Annotated in this window: 15 protein-coding genes and 4 pseudogenes; 5 read left to right on the forward strand and 14 right to left on the reverse strand. The window is 58.3% G+C overall.

Annotation, left to right across the window (positions count from 1 at the left end):
- Positions 1–6 precede the first annotated feature (6 nt).
- Positions 7–1,632, reverse strand: coding sequence for a tetratricopeptide repeat protein (locus N7E01_RS03755; protein WP_289174667.1), 1,626 nt, complete (start codon positions 1,630–1,632; stop codon positions 7–9).
- 30 nt (positions 1,633–1,662) lie between these two features.
- Here N7E01_RS03755 and N7E01_RS03760 point away from each other — a divergent pair, with 30 nt between their 5' ends.
- The gene (locus N7E01_RS03760; RefSeq protein WP_289174668.1) at positions 1,663–1,842 is read left to right on the forward strand and encodes a hypothetical protein; all 180 of its coding nucleotides are present in this window, start codon (positions 1,663–1,665) and stop codon (positions 1,840–1,842) included.
- 26 nt (positions 1,843–1,868) lie between these two features.
- Complete coding sequence (gene mutM, locus N7E01_RS03765; protein ID WP_289174669.1) at positions 1,869–2,696, forward strand: bifunctional DNA-formamidopyrimidine glycosylase/DNA-(apurinic or apyrimidinic site) lyase; 828 nt, start codon at positions 1,869–1,871, stop codon at positions 2,694–2,696.
- Positions 2,697–2,710: 14 nt separating this feature from the next.
- Here the strand turns inward: mutM and N7E01_RS03770 are convergent, their stop codons facing one another.
- Positions 2,711–4,126 carry an FAD-binding oxidoreductase gene (locus N7E01_RS03770; RefSeq protein WP_289174670.1) on the reverse strand — a complete coding sequence of 472 codons (1,416 nt, stop codon included), beginning with the start codon at positions 4,124–4,126 and terminating at the stop codon, positions 2,711–2,713.
- A 145-nt stretch (positions 4,127–4,271) separates the two neighbouring features.
- On the opposite strand from N7E01_RS03770, the pseudogene N7E01_RS18350 reads away from it, so the two are divergent.
- The 3 genes and pseudogenes from N7E01_RS18350 to N7E01_RS18360 all read left to right on the forward strand — a co-directional run bounded on the left by N7E01_RS18350 (position 4,272) and on the right by N7E01_RS18360 (position 5,602).
- Positions 4,272–4,717 (forward strand): annotated as a pseudogene (locus N7E01_RS18350) (hypothetical protein).
- A gap of 8 nt (positions 4,718–4,725) precedes the next feature.
- Positions 4,726–5,097, forward strand: a complete 372-nt coding sequence (locus tag N7E01_RS18355; protein WP_350494929.1) for a phosphohexomutase domain-containing protein — start codon at positions 4,726–4,728, stop codon at positions 5,095–5,097.
- Positions 5,075–5,602, forward strand: a complete 528-nt coding sequence (locus N7E01_RS18360) for a phosphohexomutase domain-containing protein (RefSeq protein ID WP_350494930.1) — start codon at positions 5,075–5,077, stop codon at positions 5,600–5,602. Before N7E01_RS18355 ends, N7E01_RS18360 begins: the two co-directional genes overlap by 23 nt.
- On the opposite strand, the gene N7E01_RS03780 is transcribed toward N7E01_RS18360, so the two are convergent.
- The 12 genes and pseudogenes from N7E01_RS03780 to coq7 form a co-directional block, all read right to left on the reverse strand.
- Positions 5,591–6,199, reverse strand: coding sequence for a glycosyltransferase (locus tag N7E01_RS03780; protein ID WP_350494996.1), 609 nt, complete (start codon positions 6,197–6,199; stop codon positions 5,591–5,593). The two genes, N7E01_RS18360 and N7E01_RS03780, sit on opposite strands and share 12 nt — an antisense overlap.
- A gap of 54 nt (positions 6,200–6,253) precedes the next feature.
- A pseudogene (locus tag N7E01_RS03785) lies at positions 6,254–6,604 on the reverse strand (glycosyltransferase); the annotation flags it as partial.
- Positions 6,553–7,857, reverse strand: coding sequence for a glycosyltransferase family 4 protein (locus N7E01_RS03790; RefSeq protein ID WP_289174671.1), 1,305 nt, complete (start codon positions 7,855–7,857; stop codon positions 6,553–6,555). The pseudogene N7E01_RS03785 and the gene N7E01_RS03790, both read right to left, overlap by 52 nt.
- Complete coding sequence (locus tag N7E01_RS03795; RefSeq protein WP_350494997.1) at positions 7,850–8,296, reverse strand: glycosyltransferase; 447 nt, start codon at positions 8,294–8,296, stop codon at positions 7,850–7,852. The genes N7E01_RS03790 and N7E01_RS03795 overlap by 8 nt, the downstream gene beginning before the upstream one ends.
- Positions 8,230–8,871, reverse strand: a complete 642-nt coding sequence (locus N7E01_RS03800; RefSeq protein WP_289174672.1) for a glycosyltransferase — start codon at positions 8,869–8,871, stop codon at positions 8,230–8,232. Before N7E01_RS03800 ends, N7E01_RS03795 begins: the two co-directional genes overlap by 67 nt.
- Positions 8,872–8,964: 93 nt before the next feature.
- Positions 8,965–10,875 carry an asparagine synthase (glutamine-hydrolyzing) gene (asnB, locus tag N7E01_RS03805; RefSeq protein WP_289174673.1) on the reverse strand — a complete coding sequence of 637 codons (1,911 nt, stop codon included), beginning with the start codon at positions 10,873–10,875 and terminating at the stop codon, positions 8,965–8,967.
- Positions 10,876–10,885: 10 nt separating this feature from the next.
- Positions 10,886–12,007: a glycosyltransferase family 4 protein gene (locus N7E01_RS03810; RefSeq protein WP_289175729.1), complete on the reverse strand. Its 1,122-nt coding sequence runs from the start codon at positions 12,005–12,007 to the stop codon at positions 10,886–10,888.
- A gap of 52 nt (positions 12,008–12,059) precedes the next feature.
- Positions 12,060–13,405: pseudogene (gene murJ / locus N7E01_RS03815) on the reverse strand (murein biosynthesis integral membrane protein MurJ).
- Between the two features lies 1 nt (position 13,406).
- Positions 13,407–14,432 carry an SDR family oxidoreductase gene (locus tag N7E01_RS03820; protein WP_289174674.1) on the reverse strand — a complete coding sequence of 342 codons (1,026 nt, stop codon included), beginning with the start codon at positions 14,430–14,432 and terminating at the stop codon, positions 13,407–13,409.
- Positions 14,433–14,441: 9 nt separating this feature from the next.
- The gene (tviB, locus tag N7E01_RS03825; protein WP_289174675.1) at positions 14,442–15,716 is read right to left on the reverse strand and encodes a Vi polysaccharide biosynthesis UDP-N-acetylglucosamine C-6 dehydrogenase TviB; all 1,275 of its coding nucleotides are present in this window, start codon (positions 15,714–15,716) and stop codon (positions 14,442–14,444) included.
- A gap of 48 nt (positions 15,717–15,764) precedes the next feature.
- Positions 15,765–16,838, reverse strand: coding sequence for an MraY family glycosyltransferase (locus tag N7E01_RS03830; protein WP_289175730.1), 1,074 nt, complete (start codon positions 16,836–16,838; stop codon positions 15,765–15,767).
- A gap of 524 nt (positions 16,839–17,362) precedes the next feature.
- A pseudogene (gene coq7 / locus N7E01_RS03835) lies at positions 17,363–18,024 on the reverse strand (2-polyprenyl-3-methyl-6-methoxy-1,4-benzoquinone monooxygenase).
- Positions 18,025–18,033: the final 9 nt, after the last annotated feature.

Raw genomic sequence — 18,033 nt, forward strand, 5'->3', positions numbered from 1 at the left:
GAACATTTATTTCACCCCGAAACGCTGCATGGTCTTGACCAGGACATCATTCCCCGGGTCTTTCTTGAGCGCCTCGGCCCAGATTTTACGGGCGTCTTCCTTGCGCCCCATCGCCCAGTAAACCTCACCCAGATGCGCCGCGACATCTGCTGCAGGCAGTTTTTTATACGACCGCTCAAGGTATTCGGCAGCTGACTCGTAATCGCCCGTGCGATACAAGTACCAGCCGACACTATCAAGAATGTAGGGGTTGTCGGGCTCAAGCGACAGCGCCTGCTCAAGCAAACGCTGTGCCTCATCCAGGCGGATATTCTGGTCGGCAAAGGTGTAACCCAGCGAATTGTAGGCATTGGCATCATCGGGGCGCAGCGCCATGACCTCGCGCATCAGGCGCTCAAACGCCTGAAAATTACCCTGACGCTCGTACAACATAGCCAGGTCGTACTTGATTTCGGCGGAATCAGCGACCGCCGTATTGGCTTTGGCCAGCGTTTGAATAGCCAGATCGGTTCGACCCGCATCACGATAAATGGACGCCAGGGACATGGCCAGCACCGCACGCTCGTTGTCACTTTGCGGCGTAATCGATTCAATGGTTTTTCGGGCGGCCACCAGGTCACCCAAACGCCCGTACAACGTGGCCTCGTGAACCCGAACCTGGAACTCAAGCGCAGGTTCATCAATTCGTTTGAGCTGTTCGATAGCCTCATGCAACTTGCCTTCTTGCTCGGCAATACGCACCAGCATCAAACGGGCATCTGACGCATCGGCCATTGCATCAGACGCTTTGTCATCGAGCGACAGGCGACGTTGCGTCTGCACGGTAATGTAGTCGTTCAACAAAGCCTTGGCCGCATCAAGACGGCCGGCCCTGAAGTTGACTTCCGCCTCGGTAAACTGCAGATCAAAGTTTTCGGGTGTGTTACGACGCATCTGCTGGACAAGAGCAAGCGCGCCAGTGTAGTCGCCCCGCTCGGCAAGACGCGACACCAGCAATGCGCCCAACCGTTCGGTCTGGGGATAACGGGCCACAAACGCCTGGGCCGACGCCAATGCTGCCGCCGGGTCTACTTTAAGACCGTATTCGAGCAAGCGCTGAGCCGCCTGTTCGGAGGACGGGTCAAGCTCTTGTGCACGACGGGCATTGACCAGCGCCCGTTCAGCGTCTTGCGCCGCCCAGTGCCGCATCCGCCAGGGCCAGGTACGTGATGGGAAGATTGCGCACAGGGCCCGCAGGGCCGCATTCAACACCTCGAAGGCTGCCCGCTTGTCCGAGAGCTTGCCGACAATGGCCGCGGCTTGCCCGATGGCGAGGTCTTTGTCTTCGGCATTCTCGATACGCTTCCAGAGCGCCGCACTGAGGCCTGCGGTTTGACCGCTGGATGCCGACAGGGCCAGTGAGCTGGCTACCGCTTCAGGGTCGTTGGGTGCAACCAGGGCCCACAATTGAGCGGCCTGATTGGCCAGGGCGAAATTCCTGCCTACCATGGAAAGCTGGAAGGCCCGCTTGGCCAATCGGGGGTCAGACGTGTCGCGCGCAGCACGCAACAAAAGCTCGGCCCCCAGATCAAGCTCACCCCGCTGCACAGCGAATTCGGCCACCATCAGGCGATAAAGCAGCTCGGGCGTCAAGCTGACGATGGGCAGTTCGTTGGAGCGCAGATGGATTTGCTCAACAGGCTCGGGGGCATCGGCGCCGCATCACCGGACGCTGCAGCAACCGCCAGCGGCAAGAGCAAAGGCCCCGCAAAAACGCAGGACAGCAGGAAATTCTGGAGTTTCATTAATAAGAACCGTCACAATTGCGCCGATAATATCGGGCCAAGTGGCAAAATAACATAAAGCCGTATCGACTGTAGCTCCCCACTATGCCCGAATTACCTGAAGTTGAAACCACCCGTCGCGGAATTGCGACGGTGATGACGGGTCAACCCCTGAAGGCCCTGAATGTCTTCGAGCCACGCATGCGCTGGCCGGTACCCGCCGACCTGCCTGAACGGGTCAATGGCCACAGGGTCCGGTCATGCGATCGTCGCGGCAAATATCTGCTGATCGGCTTCGACCACGGCGTCATGATTGTGCATCTGGGGATGTCAGGCTCGCTTCGGCGAGTGTCGCTTGACGAACCGGCCCGCAAGCACGACCACATCGAATGGGTGTTTGAGAATGCCCGCTTTTTGTTGCATGACCCGCGGCGGTTCGGGGCGGTACTTTGGCATGACCTGGCCGATGGCCCGGTTTTGTCGCACCCGTTACTGGCCAAGCTGGGCATCGAACCCTTTGACGAACGGTTTACCGCAACGTTCCTGCACCAGCAGCTTCAAGGGCGCACGCAAAGCATCAAACAAGCGTTGCTGGGCGGTGACATCGTTGTAGGCGTAGGCAACATTTATGCCTCGGAATCGTTGTTTCGGGCGGGCATCAACCCGAAAATCCGGGCAGGCAGTTTGTCAAAGGCACGTTGTGAACGCCTGTGGACCAGCATTCGCTCAACACTGGATGACGCCCTGACCTCGGGCGGCAGCACGCTGCGCGATTATGTGAATGCAACCGGTGCGCCGGGCAGCTATTTCGATATCCATGCGGCCGTATACGACCGTGCTGGTCAACCCTGTCGCGTCTGCCAAACCCCGATAAAGCGAATTGTGCAAGGGCAGCGGGCCACGTATTACTGCCCCACCTGCCAGCGGCGCTGACTGTTCACTCCCTGTCAACCCGTCAGCACCTTGCCGGGATTCATGATACCCAAGGGGTCAAGCGCAACCTTGATGCGCGCCATCAGGGCCATTTCAACCGGGTCTTTGTAGCGGGACAGCACATCGCGTTTCAGTTGACCCACGCCGTGCTCGGCACTGATGGACCCACCGAACCGGAACACATTGTCGTGAACCACCTGGTACACCTGATCTTGCAGGGCCAGCAACTCTTCTTCTGAACGCCGGGCGCCACGTGCAATGTTGTAATGCAGGTTGCCATCACCCAAATGGCCGAAAATGATGTGCTGCACGCCCGGGAACCGTGACTGCACGGCTCGATTGGTGGTTTCCACAAATTCAGCCATGTGCGACACTGGTACAGACACATCGTGCTTGATACTTTTACCCAGCATTTTTTCAGCCAGCGGAATGCTTTCACGCAAGTGCCAGAGCGCCTTGCTTTGTGCAATATTTTCTGCAATGACGGCGTCGAGCACCAACCCCGCCTCGATGGTCTGACCGACAATGGTTTCAAAACGTTCGCGCGCATGTTCAGCGCTTTCGGCATCGGACAGTTCAAGCAAGGCATACCAGGGCAGACCGGCAGACTCGCCCTCGAACGGCATGCGCTGCTGCGGGAAGCATTGGGTGACGGCCTGCAGACAATCGCCGGCAATCAGCTCGAACCCGGTCAGCGCCGGACCAAACCCTTTTCGGGCCACTGACAGCAGCGCCACTGCTGACTGGATATCGGCCAACCCGACCAATGCAGTGCATTGCGCCACAGGCTGCGGATACAACTTGAGCGTGGCGGCAGTAATCACCCCCAGCGTCCCCTCACTACCAATGAACAGATTGCGCAAATCGTAGCCGGTATTATCTTTGCGCAAACCCCGCAAACCCTGCATGACCTGGCCATCAGGCAAAATAACCTCAAGCCCCAACACCAGATCGCGTGCATTGCCGTAACGCAGCACCTGGGTTCCGCCGGCGTTGGTGGCAAGGTTCCCGCCAATCGTGCAGCTGCCCTCGGCGGCCAGCGACAAGGGAAACAGCCGGTCAACCTCTTTGGCGGCCTGCTGGATGTTCTGCAGAATGCAGCCGGCTTCGACAACCATGGTGTCGTTGTCGGTATCAATGGATCGGATACTGTTCAGGCGACCCAGTGACAAGACTATGGCCTGCCCGGACGCGTCAGGGGTAGCCCCACCACACAAACCGGTATTTCCGCCCTGCGGGACAACTGGCACACGGTGCGCAGAGCACCACGCCATGACGGCGGCCACTTCGGCAGTTGATCCGGGCCGCACAACGGCCAGGGCCTGGCCCGAATAGCGTCCGCGCCAGTCGACAAGAAAGCTTTCGGCATCGGCGCCGGTTATGACATTGGGCTGGCCTACAAGGCCGGCCAGTTCAGCAATCAGGGTCATAGAACCACCTCTCAGACAGGGTCGGTCCATTTTAAGCCTATGCCATAATTGAGCGGCTTTTAACCCTACAGTTCATCAGGATCAAACCGTGACCACGCCCTCCTTTCCAGACGCTGTCTTCAAGGCTTACGACATCCGCGGCACCGTGCCCGAACAAATCAACCCGGATTTTGCCCGGCAACTGGGCCTGGCCCTGGCGCAAAAAGCACAACGCGAAGGCGTCGACACGCTGGTGGTGGGCTACGACGGCCGACTCAGCAGCCCTGCGCTATCCGAGGCCCTGCAAGCCGGCATCCGGGCCGGAGGCATCAACACCCTTGACCTGGGCTGCGTTCCCACTCCCTGGTCTACTATGCTGCCCACACGCGTCGCACCGGATCCGGCGTGGCCATTACGGGTAGCCACAACCCGCCAAATTACAACGGTTTCAAAATGATGATGGCCGGCAAGACACTGTACGGTGCCGATGTCCAGGCGCTGAAACAGGCCATGAACAGCGGCGCGTTGCCACTGGCAACGGCCCCGGCCAATCGTCGTCATGGAACCCCATCGACGACTACATCAAGACCATCACATCAGACGTCAAACTGACTCGCCCCATGAAAGTGGCGATCGATTGCGGCAATGGGGTTGGTGGTGCTGTCGCCCCCGCCTTGTTCCGCGCCCTGGGGTGCGAAGTCACTGAACTGTTCTGCGACGTCGATGGCACTTTCCCGAATCATCACCCCGATCCGGCAGACCCGCACAATTTGCAAGACCTGATCAAAGCGCTGCACGACACTGACTGCGAGTTGGGCCTGGCCTTTGACGGCGATGCAGACCGTCTGGGCGTCGTTACGAAGTCGGGGCAAATCATCTGGCCCGATCGCCAACTGATTCTTTATGCACAAGACGTTCTCACACGCGCGCCCGGCTCCACGATCATTTTCGACGTGAAATGCAGCCGTTATGTCGCCCAGTGCCATCCGTGAGGCCGGCGGTGAACCCCTGATGTGGCAAACCGGACACTCGATGATCAAGGCCAAACTGGCCGAAACCGGTGCTCCACTGGCTGGCGAAATGAGCGGGCATACCTTCTTTAAAGAACGTTGGTTTGGTTTTGACGACGGCCTGTACACCGGCGCACGTCTTTTAGAGATCGTTTCACGCGAGGCCGATGCCTCGGCCATCCTTGAGGCCTTGCCGCAAGGGGTTTCCACACCGGAACTGAAAATCGAAATGCAGGAAGGCGAACCCCATGCGCTGATAGCCCGACTGCAGTCGGAAGGCAAATTCGCGTCAGCGACCGCCATCAATACCATTGACGGCGTCAGAGCCGAATACGCCGACGGCTTCGGCCTGGCGCGGGCGTCCAATACAACGCCGGTGGTGGTTCTGCGTTTTGAAGGTGACAACGAAGCCGCACTGGTTCGCATCCAGAACGAATTCCGGCAGGCCCTGACTGCACTGGCACCTAACGCCCGCTTACCGTTCTGACAACTCGTCGTACAGGCGGACATGCGCCTGCTGAATCAGCCGGATATCGAAGGCCTGTTCGGCTAACCGGCGACCGGCCTGCCCCATCTGTTGGCGCAGGCCAGCATCTTCAGCCAGCTGCACCACCGCCTGCGCCAGTGCCACCGCGTCTTTGGCCGGCACCAGCACTCCGGTTACGCCCGGCTCAATCGCATCACGGCAGCCTGGCACATCGGTTGTCACCACGGCCCGACCGCACGCCGCAGCTTCAACCAGCGACTTGGGCAAACCTTCACGATACGACGGCAGCACGGCAATGTGCGACTGCTGATACAGCTCGGCAATATCCGTGCGCTCGCCCAGACACTCGACCACCCCTTCGCGTTTCCATGACTCGAACGTTTCGGCCGAGACACTGGCCGGGTTGCCCGGATCGGGGCTACCTGCCAGAACCCAGCGCAAACCGGACGGGTGTCCATGTGTCAGTCGCGCGGCTTCGACGAATTCATTCACGCCCTTGTCGTTCAGCACCCGCGATACCATCAGGGCAACCGGCGCACCGTCCGGTTCAGGCACCGTCATGAACTCGTTCAGATCGACACCCGAACCGCGAATCATGACAACCTGACCCGGCCGCACAGCCCCGGCACGCTGCAACGTGTCGCGATCGCCGTCATTCTGGAAAATCACACGACTGCGCGGATGCCCCAGCGCCAGACGATACAACTGAGTTGCGGCCCAACGAACCAGATTATGGGCGGCGTTGCCGCTCGTAAACACAAATCCCAACCCGGAAACGGCACCAATAAACGCGGGCACACGCGCAAGACGGGCAGCAATGCCACCGTACAGCAGAGGCTTGATCGTCACGGCATGCACGATAGTCGGACGCAAATCCAGGAATAACCGGCGAAATGCCAGCAAGCTGCGAAACTCACGGATTGGATTGCGACCGCTACGCGACATGGGGATCACATGATGCTGAAAACCCAGCGATAAAATCCGGGAACTGAAGGGCCATCCATGGTGGCCACATGCACATCGTAGCCGGCATCGCGCGCGGCCAGTGCCAGCGGCAAACGATGCGACAGAAAAAATGCCGGGTTGTTGATGGCATACACGAGCCGTTTGCGACCGGCCAGCTGGTGCCAATGTGACCGCCAGGCAGCAACCATCGAGGGCAGGCTGAAAAACCGTTCGACACGCTCACGGCCTTTTTGCAACCGGATTGCCATACCGGCCGTACCCAGGTCTTGAAGCGCCTGATCCAGGGCCTGCGATAACGCCGCGCTATCTTGCGCCGGCGCAAGATAGCCGTAATCGCCAACGATGCGCGCGGCATCACCGACATCAGTCACGACATTCGCAACACCCGTGGCCATGGCCTCGGCCACGACATTGGGAAAGCCTTCAGCACAACTGGACAGCACGTGGATATCCAGCGCGTTCATCACATCGGGCACATCATCACGACGCCCCAACAACAGTACATGATCTTGCAAACCGTGCCGATGGATCAACGTCATCAAGGTTGCGTTTTCGGCCGTCATCCCCTGCCCCACCAGCACCAACCGGATATGCGGATACCGGGCCCGGCTGAGCGCGACAGCGGCCAACAGATTCGCATGATCTTTCAGAGGGTTCCAACGTGCCACGCACCCGACCACCGGCGTATCAAGCGCAACACCCCAGCTTGACCGCACTCGCAGCCTGACCTCTGGCGAAGGGGCCCAACGAGAAAGATCATAGCCATTCGGAATGACCCGAAAGCGATCTGCCCGATACCCCCAGGCCTTGTGACGCTGTGCTGCGTTATCAGCGCACGCCACGATGGCGGCTGGCACTACCCCCGAGACACGTGCGCACAACCAGGCAATCATCCGGGTGACGCGGCTGGATTTCTGCAGATTGGCGCCAGAGTTCCGAATACCCCAAGACACCCGACGAACACCCGCCAGACGAGCCACAACGCCCCCCACCAGATCGGCATGGTACATCCAGGTTTGCACGATATCAGGGGCCAACTGTCTGAACAGACGGTACATCTGCATCAACCCGGACCCGGTCAATCGTCCTGCGGGCATACCCAAGGTAATAACCGTAATACCCGCATCACGCAGACGCGCGCCAAACACACCGTCATCCGTCATGGAGATGACCGTATGTTTATCGGTCTGCCCAGGTGCCGTGAGCAACCGGAACAGCACGGTTTCAGCGCCGCCATGACCCAGACCCGAAATAACGTGAACGATGTGCAAAACAGTGGGCTTATTCATGATGTTTGACGATACGGGAAAAAACCGAGTGCCAGTGCGCCAGCACCACCGGCAACCCATAACTGGTACGCATCGCCTGCGCGGCCTCATGTCCCATGCTCTGCCGCTTTGCAGGGTCGGCCATCAGGGCTCGCAAATCAGCCACGAAACCATCCTCATCGTTCAGAGAGACCAGCATCGCATGGCGTCCGCCATCCGTCATTTCATACGGGCCACTGGGACAGTCATACACCACGGCTGGCAACCCCAGGGCCATGGCTTCAAGCAAGGCATTCGGGAACCCCTCGACACGGGATGTCATGGCAAACAGGCTGCCCTTTTGCAGCACGTTCCAGGCCAACGGGGTTCGCCCGGGCAGGTGCACCCGACCCGTCAGACCAAGATCCCGGACCTGGGCCTCAAGATCGACCCGCGCGGGGCCATCACCGTAAATACACAGATCCCAATCAGGAAATCGGCCTGCACTCTGGCAAACATGGCAATCAGGCGATCAAACTGCTTGTCGGGTTGCAGGCGTCCCATGGCCACCAGTCGGAAACGACCTTGCTCATCGGGTTGCAGGCTGGCCATCGGCATGGCAGCGAGATCGGGCGGCAGCGGATTAGGCAGGATGTCGAGCGTATGCACATTTTTCAGGAGCGGACCAACATCGGCGGCCGTTGCGCGCGTCTGCACACTGACCGCACTGGCGTGCGGGTACAACCAGCGACGCAACACCGACAACACACGACCCGCACTGTGGCTGTAACGCGGGTTGGTACGTTCGCAGACCACTACCGGCAGCCCCAGCCCACACGTCGCCAGAAGGGTCATGACATTGACATTGGTCAGGAAGGACACGACGACATCGGGCTGCTCGTTGCGCAGCAACCGGCGCATTACAAGCAACTTCCAGACCGGCCCGAACACCGAACGCGCACGCTTTCCCATCAGGTCGGCCAGCCAGACCAGACGAACCGCCTTGTCGAGTGCATAAAAACTTTTACCCCTGACGGGATAGGTAGACACAAGCATGACCTGATGACCTTGGGCGACCCATGCGTTGGATAAGGTCGCCGCCACACGCTCGGCCCCCGGCGTTCATCGAGCTGACCATGAACGCGATTTTCATGGTGCCTCTGTTGTACCCTGACGGGCATCCAGCCATGCCTGTGTCATCAATACACCCCACAAGTGCGCACTCCAGTCATGTCGCCCCGCCAGATGGCCCTGCCATTTGGCCTGGACCAGATCAGGATTGAAAACACCATGTCGCGTCAGGCTTGCCGAATCAAGCAAGGCGCTGGCCCATTCTTTGAGCGGCCCACGCAACCATTGCCCCAAGGGTACGCCAAACCCCTTCTTGGGTCGATCAATCAGTGCCTGGGGAACATGCCGATACAGCAACTGGCGCATCAACCATTTGCCCTGACCATCCCTGATTTTGTAATGGGGTGCCAGACGACGGGCGAACGCATACACGCGGTGATCCAGCAACGGGATGCGGGTCTCCAGGCTGGCCGCCATGGCCGCGCGATCAACCTTCACCAGAATATCGTCTGGCAAATAAGTCAATGTATCCAGCAGCATCATGTGCTCGGCCATGGGCAAGGCGCAAGGCTGATCAAAGACTGTTTCCTGAAGACGCCCGCCCAGAACCAGGGCTGCAGGATCTTCCCAGTACGATACGAATTGCCGGTAAAACGGCCCTGACCCGGTCGCCTGCATCAGCCGGTTGAACTTGCCCGACTGCCCGACACCGCCAAAAGGCATCACACGGCCAAGCCCCTGAACCACGGCCCCTAACGGCCCACGCATCAGTGACGGTACACGCCCGCGCTTTTCCCACCAGCGCAAGGCGCGCTGGTAACGCGCATAACCACCAAACAATTCATCGCCGCCATCACCGGACAGCGCAACCGTGACATGCTCACTGGCCATTTTCATCAGCAGAATTGTGGGAATCTGTGATGAATCGGCAAACGGTTCATCGTAAATATCAGGCAAATCCGGCACTACATCAAGGGCATCTTGAGCCGATACATAAAGTTCGGTATGACGCGTACCCAGATGAGCGGCGACCTCGCGGGCATAGCCAGCTTCGTCCCAGGCGGCCTCTTCGAAGCCGATGGCATAGGTATTGACGGCGTTGGCACTGAGATTCTGCATCAGGGCAACCACCAGTGACGAGTCAACCCCGCCGGACAAAAACGCCCCCAACGGTACATCGGCCATCATCTGCGCACGCACTGCCGTCATGAGCACCTGTTCAAGCGCATCAATAGCCTCGGCATCGCGCGTAAATGCAAGAGGTTGCTCAAAACTTTTATGCGCCGTCTGCCATGCAGACCAATAGGCCACCGTCGATGGCAATGCCCGTTGTTTCAGATCAGCCGCCGAAATCGTCACAAAATGGCCCGGCATCAGTTTGCGGATACCCGCATAGACACTGTATGGCGCAGGGATGTAATTGTGACGCATCATCAACGTCAGGGCATCACGGTCGAGGCCGGCATCAAAGCCCGGCATCGAGCGCAGCGCCTTGAGTTCAGAGGCAAACGCAAGGGCATTACCGACATGCCCCCAATACAGGGGTTTTTCACCCATGCGGTCACGCGCCAGCGACAAGGTGCCCGCTTCGCGATCCCACAAGGCAAACGCATACATGCCCACCAGTGATTGCAACGCCGCTTCCAGGCCCCATGCTGAAATGACGGCCAGCAGCGTTTCAGTATCAGAGTGCCCACGCCAGTCGGGCGCGTGGCCCTGAACCTGCAACAACTCGCGCAAATCAAGGTGGTTGTAGACTTCGCCATTGAGCGCCACGACATAGCGACCACACGCCGAAACCATCGGTTGATGGCCAGCTTCGGAGAGATCAACAATGGCCAGACGCACATGCGCCAACCCGACGCCCGCTTCGGCGTCTTCCCAGAAACCTTCGCTGTCCGGGCCACGATGCCTTAAGGCCTTGCGGCTGATGGCCAGAACGTCCTGACGATTTTCCATGGGGCCCCAGGCCCCGACAATTCCACACATGATAACCCCTTCAGTTTGAGCGCTTGCGCTGCCCGGCCAACGCCTCTTCAAACAAATGACGCCACAACGCCATGACGCGTGCCACCGAAAAACGATCACGCACATCAGTGGCACGACGCGCCAGGCTTTCGCGCCGGGCCGGCCGCGCCATCAGATCGGACAAGTGAGCGGCAAGGGCTTCGACATCTTCCGCCGGGGTAACCAGCACCCCGTCAATATCGTGACGTATGATTTCGCGCGGACCGGTCTCGCAATCAAAAGCAACCACCGGCAACCCGCTGGCCATGGCTTCAAGAAGCGTATTCGACAAGCCTTCCACGCGCGAACTAAGCACATAAAGATCAGACTGGGCATACCAGTCGGCGACGTTACCCACCCGGCCCGGCATCATCACCCGATCGGTCAGACCGGTCACGTCAATTTGCGCTTGCAAGGCCTCACGCTCGGGCCCCTCGCCCAGAATCACCAGATCCCAGTCGGGCAACCAGGTCGAGATTGAGGCAAACGCCTCGAGCAGTAAATCAAACCCCTTATGCGGATGCAGACGACCCACCGCGAGCAACCGTTTGCGACCGTGGCGCACCGGCGGCTCAATACAAGGCTCGCCCGCCTCAAGGGGCCAGCGTACGGCATTGGGAATGACGCTGACGCGAATACCCGGCAGATTCTGGCTGAGCCATTGGGCTGTCCCGGATGTCAGTGCCACGACCCGTGCCGCCTGCGGATAAGCCCATCGCCGCATGCGAAGCCAGAATGACGACAAGGTCTGGGACGGTGGATGCGTATGCTCGGTAGCGATGACCGGGCAGGACAACCCGCGGGCAGCGGCAATGGCCAGCACCGATGCCGTTGTCATCATGCCCAGCACCAGCGTGGGGCGGGTACGCCGCATGACACGACGTAATTTCCAGATGCGCTGGACATTGGCCGCAAGCGCGTGCAGCGTGCTGCCGCTTGCCCCGGCCGTACCCAAAACCACACGTTCAACCCCAGGCGGCAAGGCGTAGGCATCGGAAGACCCGTCAGTTTGTGTGACCACCGTGACCTGATAGCCACAGGCACGCCAATACGCGCTCAAATCGACAGTGACCCGCTCGGCCCCGCCGCCGCCAAGCGAGTGGATGACGATCATCAAATGCGGAACACGCTTTGTTTTCGACACAACCCAATCCAGTTAAAACGTTCTAAACCCGGCCTGCGGACGGCATGGGCCGCCACGCTGCAACGGCGTAACACAAAAAAGACGACGCATACATGAACGTCGTTGCCAGCATGATGCCCTGCGCCCCGAAGTGCGGGGCCAGCAGCGTGTTCATGAGCGCCTTGACCGCAAAATTGGCGACGGCTATTGCCGCCATCAGGCGATAACGATTCTGGCTGGCCAGCAACTGGACCAGAATCAATACGCCAAAATAAAACGGCAACTGCAACAGGCCCCAGCGCACGACTTCGGCAACCCGCACCGTATCGGCTGCAGTAAAAGCGCCGCGCTCAAACAGCAAACCCACACCGTAAGGGGCCAACCACCAACCGACAATCGTTACAACAGCGCCAGCCATACCCATAAAAAAGACCATTTGAGCGCCACGATGCGACCATAGGCAGCATCACCCCGGCTGTGAATATCGGCCAGTACCGGCAAGGCCGCCCGACCCACAGAGGCCGCCCCTACCCCCAACAACAACGCGAGCAATCGTGTGGCGTACCCCAGCGTCGAGTTGGTGTTGTCACCCAGCGTCGCCGCCGTGTATTGATCCAGTGGCCCGACAAAGCTCATGGCGACCTGACCAATCAGCATCACGCCCGCCGCCTTGACCAGTTCAGGCCAATGCGCTGACGACATACCCAACCGGGGTCGGGCGATCGTGCCGTCGGCACGACCCGCCAGCCAGAGCAGCACCACTGACTGAACGAAATAACCCACCAGAGTCCCCCAAAGCAAGGGACCCACCGGGTCTATCGTGGTGGCCAGCAGTACCCAGATCAAAATCACAACAGCCGGAACACTATCGAGCAGCGTATTCAGATGCCGTTCATGAGCACGTAACCGCGCTGCACTGATGCCACTGAGCAACGTTAACAGGGCGGCCGGAGCAAAGGCCCAGGTCAGCTGTTGGCTGAAGGCTTGTGTCTGGGCATCAAGCCCCTGCCCAGCGACATGAAGCACCCAGGGCCAGGCGATGTAAATTGCAACAGCTAACACTACACCGGCCGCAATACCCCAGGCCTGCAATTCGGCCAGAAACCGGTACCGCTGGTGTGCATCGTCTTTGCGACTGCGCACCAGCACCGGAATAAGCACCACTGACAACACACCCACCAGCGTCACCGGCAACCAGCTTGCCAGCGTAAAAGTGAACTGGTAGGCGTCAACGACATCGGAAACACCGTAACGCCAGGCCACGGCCATTTCCTTGAAGGCCCCGGCAAATTTGCCCAGCAAAAGAAACAGCGCCACCCGCGCGGCGCCTTTGGCGATGCGCTGGTGGTCTGAACTTAACCGGGCGAGCTGGCGGGAAAACGACTTCAAATCAACCCAGGAAACGAACGTACCAGGGCATGGCCTTTTTCAACCCCTGCAGAATATCGTACTGCGGCGCATACCCCAGCAACGACCCCGCCTTGCTGATATCGGCCTGCGAGTGGCGTACATCACCGGCACGGAAGTTACCGTATACCGGCGCCTTGGCGTAATGAACACCGTTTTCGCCCAGGGCCGTCGACAAATAACCAAACAGCTGGTTCAGGCTGGTACGGGCATTAACCGCCACGTTGTACACCTGATTGCGCCCGGCCTGAGCCGCCAATGCCGACAGGATGTTGGCCTGGACCACGTTTTCAATAAAACAAAAGTCGCGGCTGGTTTCACCATCACCATTGATCGTGACATCGTCGTTACGGATCATGGCCGCCACCCAACGTGGAATCACTGCCGCATAAGCCCCATTGGGGTCTTGCCGTTTGCCGAACACATTGAAGTAGCGCAACCCGACGCTTTCAAAACCATAAGAACGCGCAAAGACATCGGCGTAAAGTTCGTTGACGTATTTAGTGACGGCATAGGGCGACAATGGGCGACCAATGCGATCTTCGACCTTGGGCAGTGCCTCGTGGTCGCCATAGGTCGAACTGGACGCAGCATAAACAAACGATTTAACCCCTGCATCGCGGGCTGCCACCAGCATGTTCAGAAAGCCGGACACGTTGACTTCATTGGTGGTAATCGGGTCGTTCAACGAGCGCGGTACCGAACCCAGCGCAGCCTGATGCAAGACGTAATCAACACCTTGAACGGCCTGACGGCACGTTTCAAGCGTACGGATATCGCCCTCAATAAACGTAAAACGGGCCCATGCCTCGGCCCCCACAGTGTCACGAACCTCATCAAGGTTGTACTGATGACCGGTCGCAAAATTGTCGAGCCCGATAACCGTCTGCCCCAGGCCCAGCAGGGTCTCGGTGAGGTTGGATCCGATGAAACCGGCACAACCGGTAACCAGCCAGCGACGCGGCTGGGCCTGCAAGGTATCGAGGGCCTTCTGATAGGCTGTTGTCATGCGGCCCCCTTACAGGCGCAGGTCGGCCTCAGCGGCCGACAGAACGTATTTCAGGTCGTATAACACGTGCTCGGCCTTGCCCAGGGCACGAATGGCAGGTGCCCCCATGGCAACGAACTGATGATGCGCCACCGCGAGAATGATGCCGTCATAGTGACCTTCAACCAGCGCCGGGACGGGTGTAATGCCGTATTCATGAACGGCCTCATCAGCAGAAACCCAAGGGTCATAGACATCGACTTCGATGTTGTATTCGCCCAGCTCTTTGACGATATCAACCACGCGGGTGTTGCGCAAATCGGGGCAGTTTTCCTTGAATGTCAGCCCCATGACCAGCACACGCGACCCTTGAACCTGGATGCGTTTTTTGGTCATGGCCTTGACGAGTTGAGACACAACGTAGCCACCCATCGAGTCATTCAAACGACGACCCGCCAGAATGATTTCAGGGTGATACCCGATGGCTTGCGCCTTGTGCGTGAGATAGTACGGGTCAACACCGATACAATGCCCGCCCACCAGACCCGGCCTGAAGGGCAGAAAATTCCATTTGGTGCCGGCCGCCTCAAGGACCGCCTGGGTATCAATGCCCATTTTGTTGAAAATAAGCGCCAATTCATTGATCAACGCAATATTGACGTCGCGCTGTGTGTTTTCAATGACCTTGGCAGCCTCGGCCACACGAATGGACGGTGCCTTATGCGTACCGGCCGTAATGATCTGACCATACAAGGCATCGACAAGGTCGGCAACGACCGGGGTTGAACCCGAGGTGACTTTCTTGATGGTTGAAACCCGATGCTGTTTGTCGCCCGGATTGATGCGTTCAGGGCTGTAGCCGGCGTAAAAATCATGATTGAATTTAAGACCGGACACACGTTCGAGTACCGGCACGCAGTCTTCTTCTGTAGCGCCGGGATACACCGTTGATTCGTAAATGACGATATCACCGCGCTTGAGCACCTTGCCGATGGTTTCACTGGCACGAATCAGCGGCGTGAGATCGGGCTGCTTGTAATCATCGATGGGCGTCGGAACGGTGACGATGAAGACATTGGCCTGGGCCAACTGTGCCGCCTCGTGGGTAAACGTCAACCCGGTTGCCTGCGCCAGTTCGGCCTCTTCAACCTCGAGGGTATGGTCGGTACCTGCCTTGAGCTCAGCGATGCGGCGCGCATTGATGTCAAAGCCCAGAACAGCGCGTTTCTTGCCGAATTCGACCGCGAGGGGCAAACCGACGTAGCCCAGCCCGACGACCGCAAGTTTGACGTCTTGAAGTTGCAAAATGGATCTCCTGTGCACCACGTGCATGAACAAAAAGAAAGCGAAGAATTATTTATTGTGACGGCCAATGGCGGGCAAAACCAGCCACGACGGACGGCGCCACGACACCAGTCGTGAATATATCCAGATGTACACCAGCGCAAACACCAGCAAGCTGACGCACAAGATAAGGGTGTTGTCCCACCATATCGTGGCGGGCACCAGACCGATAAGGGTCAACACCCACAAATAGGGTGAGGTCATGGCATTGCACAGAGCCGGCAAGGCATGCCGGCCATTACGATTGAACGTGGCACGCACCAGGCGACGGAATACCAACTGATGCAGATGCAGCGCATCAGGCTGATCAATGGGCGTACCGCGCTTGAACCTGCGGCGCCAGATGGAGAACAGGGTTTCAAAAACCGGGTAAAACAACACCGCCAACGCGTAAAACGGCGACACCCCGGGGTTACGAACAACCAGCTGAACCGCCAGCTCGGCCAGCATGAACCCCAGAAAATAGGCCCCGCCATCACCCAGAAAAACGCGTCCAAACGGAAAATTCCAGACCAGAAAACCCAGGGTCGCCGATGCCAGCGCCGCAGCAATAAGGAAGATGGGGATATCTTGTACCTGCAAGGCAACCAGGGCAATGGATACCGCCATCAAGGTGGCGACCATACCCGCCAGGCCGTTCATGCCGTCAACAATGTTCAGCGCGTGCGTGCAGCCACCAACGGCCACCATGGTAAACAACAGGGAAACCGGCCAGTAAGACAACAACCAGTCAATGCTGCTGAACCCCACGCGCGACACACCACCAATCAGCCACCAGGCAATGGCAGCCGATAGAAAAGCAGCCAGTAATCGCTTGCTGGCGCCAATGTCTTTGGTAATGTCTTCAAGCAGACCCGCCACGAAAACAGGCATCGCTGCAATGAACAGCACGGGCCAGAGCCAGGTCAGGGTCATGTTGCTTGGACCCAGCACCAGCAACCCGGCCAGACTGCCCGCCAGCACGGCCAACCCACCCACGCGGGGTGTAGCACGTGTATGAGAAGCCTGCGGTTTGTTCAGGTCGGTATCACCGGTAAGTTTGCCATGCCAGCGCTCTGACGCAACAATAAGCCCTCCTACCATGAAGGCCACAATACAGATATACAACCAGGTGAGCGTGTCCCAAGTTTGAGGAAAATTCACAGATTACCTATAACGCAATACTGATAAACGCCTATTATGCAGTGCCTGCAAAACTATAGTGTCATCCGGCTGCAATAAGTTGCTACCAGAGTTGTTACTGTTTTTAAAAATGGAACACCAAATAAAAAAAAGCCCGAGATCTTGAGATCTCGGGCTAAATCCACCAAAGGAGGAGGGTGGAGGAGACAACCTGGGCATGTCGGGCTACAAAGGCAGTGCCTGAGACCACGCAGAAAATTTTAGGGTTAACCTGTATTGCCCTGCGTTTCGACATCCGATAAGCAATTTTATTTCGCTTTATGCTGCATTGCAAGATATTTTTTGCAGTGCACCTAAAAGACAACATCGAATAACCGAATTTTTCGACTACCGATATAAAACTGCCTAACCAACAACTGCAGTGTAACCTAGGGCAAACCCTAGGTCAAGACCACCCTCTTTCTTTTACCTTTGTTACAACACCACTAAATACGATAAGCCGTCGTGGTCATTAGCTTGGCCATGATCGTCATAAGCCCTTTGACCGGAGCAGGCAATGGTGTCGCTCCATGCCGTTCAGCCGTAGTGCGATGACTGATCTCATCAGCGCGCATTTGCTCAACTATCTTGCGCGAACGGACATCATTGTCCGGCAAACGTGCCAGGTGGCTATCAAGGTGTTCTTCCACCTGAGACTCGGTTTCAGCCATGAAACCCAGGTTTTTGCCACACTGGCACGGCTGGCGGCCACACCCAACGCAAATGAGCCGGCGTACCACAACGGGTTAAGGTAACTGGGGCGGCTATGCAGCTCTTTTAGCCGATCAGCACACCAGGCCAAATGATCGACCTCTTCATGCGCGGCTTCGTGCAACAGGCCGCGCACCTGGGTGTCGCGACAAAACAACGCCTGCCCCCGGTACAACGCCTGCGCACACACCTCACCTACATGATTAACTCGCATGAGGCCGGCAGAGTGACGCTGCTCGGACTCGGACAGCGCCTTATCGGCAGCGGAAGGCCGACCGGCCGGATTCGGACGTGACGCATGCACCGCACCACTCAGCACTTCAAGGGCGCGCCCGGCCTCGACCAGCACCTGATCGATCGGTGAAAATTGACGTTGTAATGAACTGACCGCCTTCATAATCGGGCT

This window comes from Neopusillimonas aromaticivorans, assembly GCF_030344915.1.
Lineage (GTDB): Bacteria > Pseudomonadota > Gammaproteobacteria > Burkholderiales > Burkholderiaceae_B > Neopusillimonas > Neopusillimonas aromaticivorans.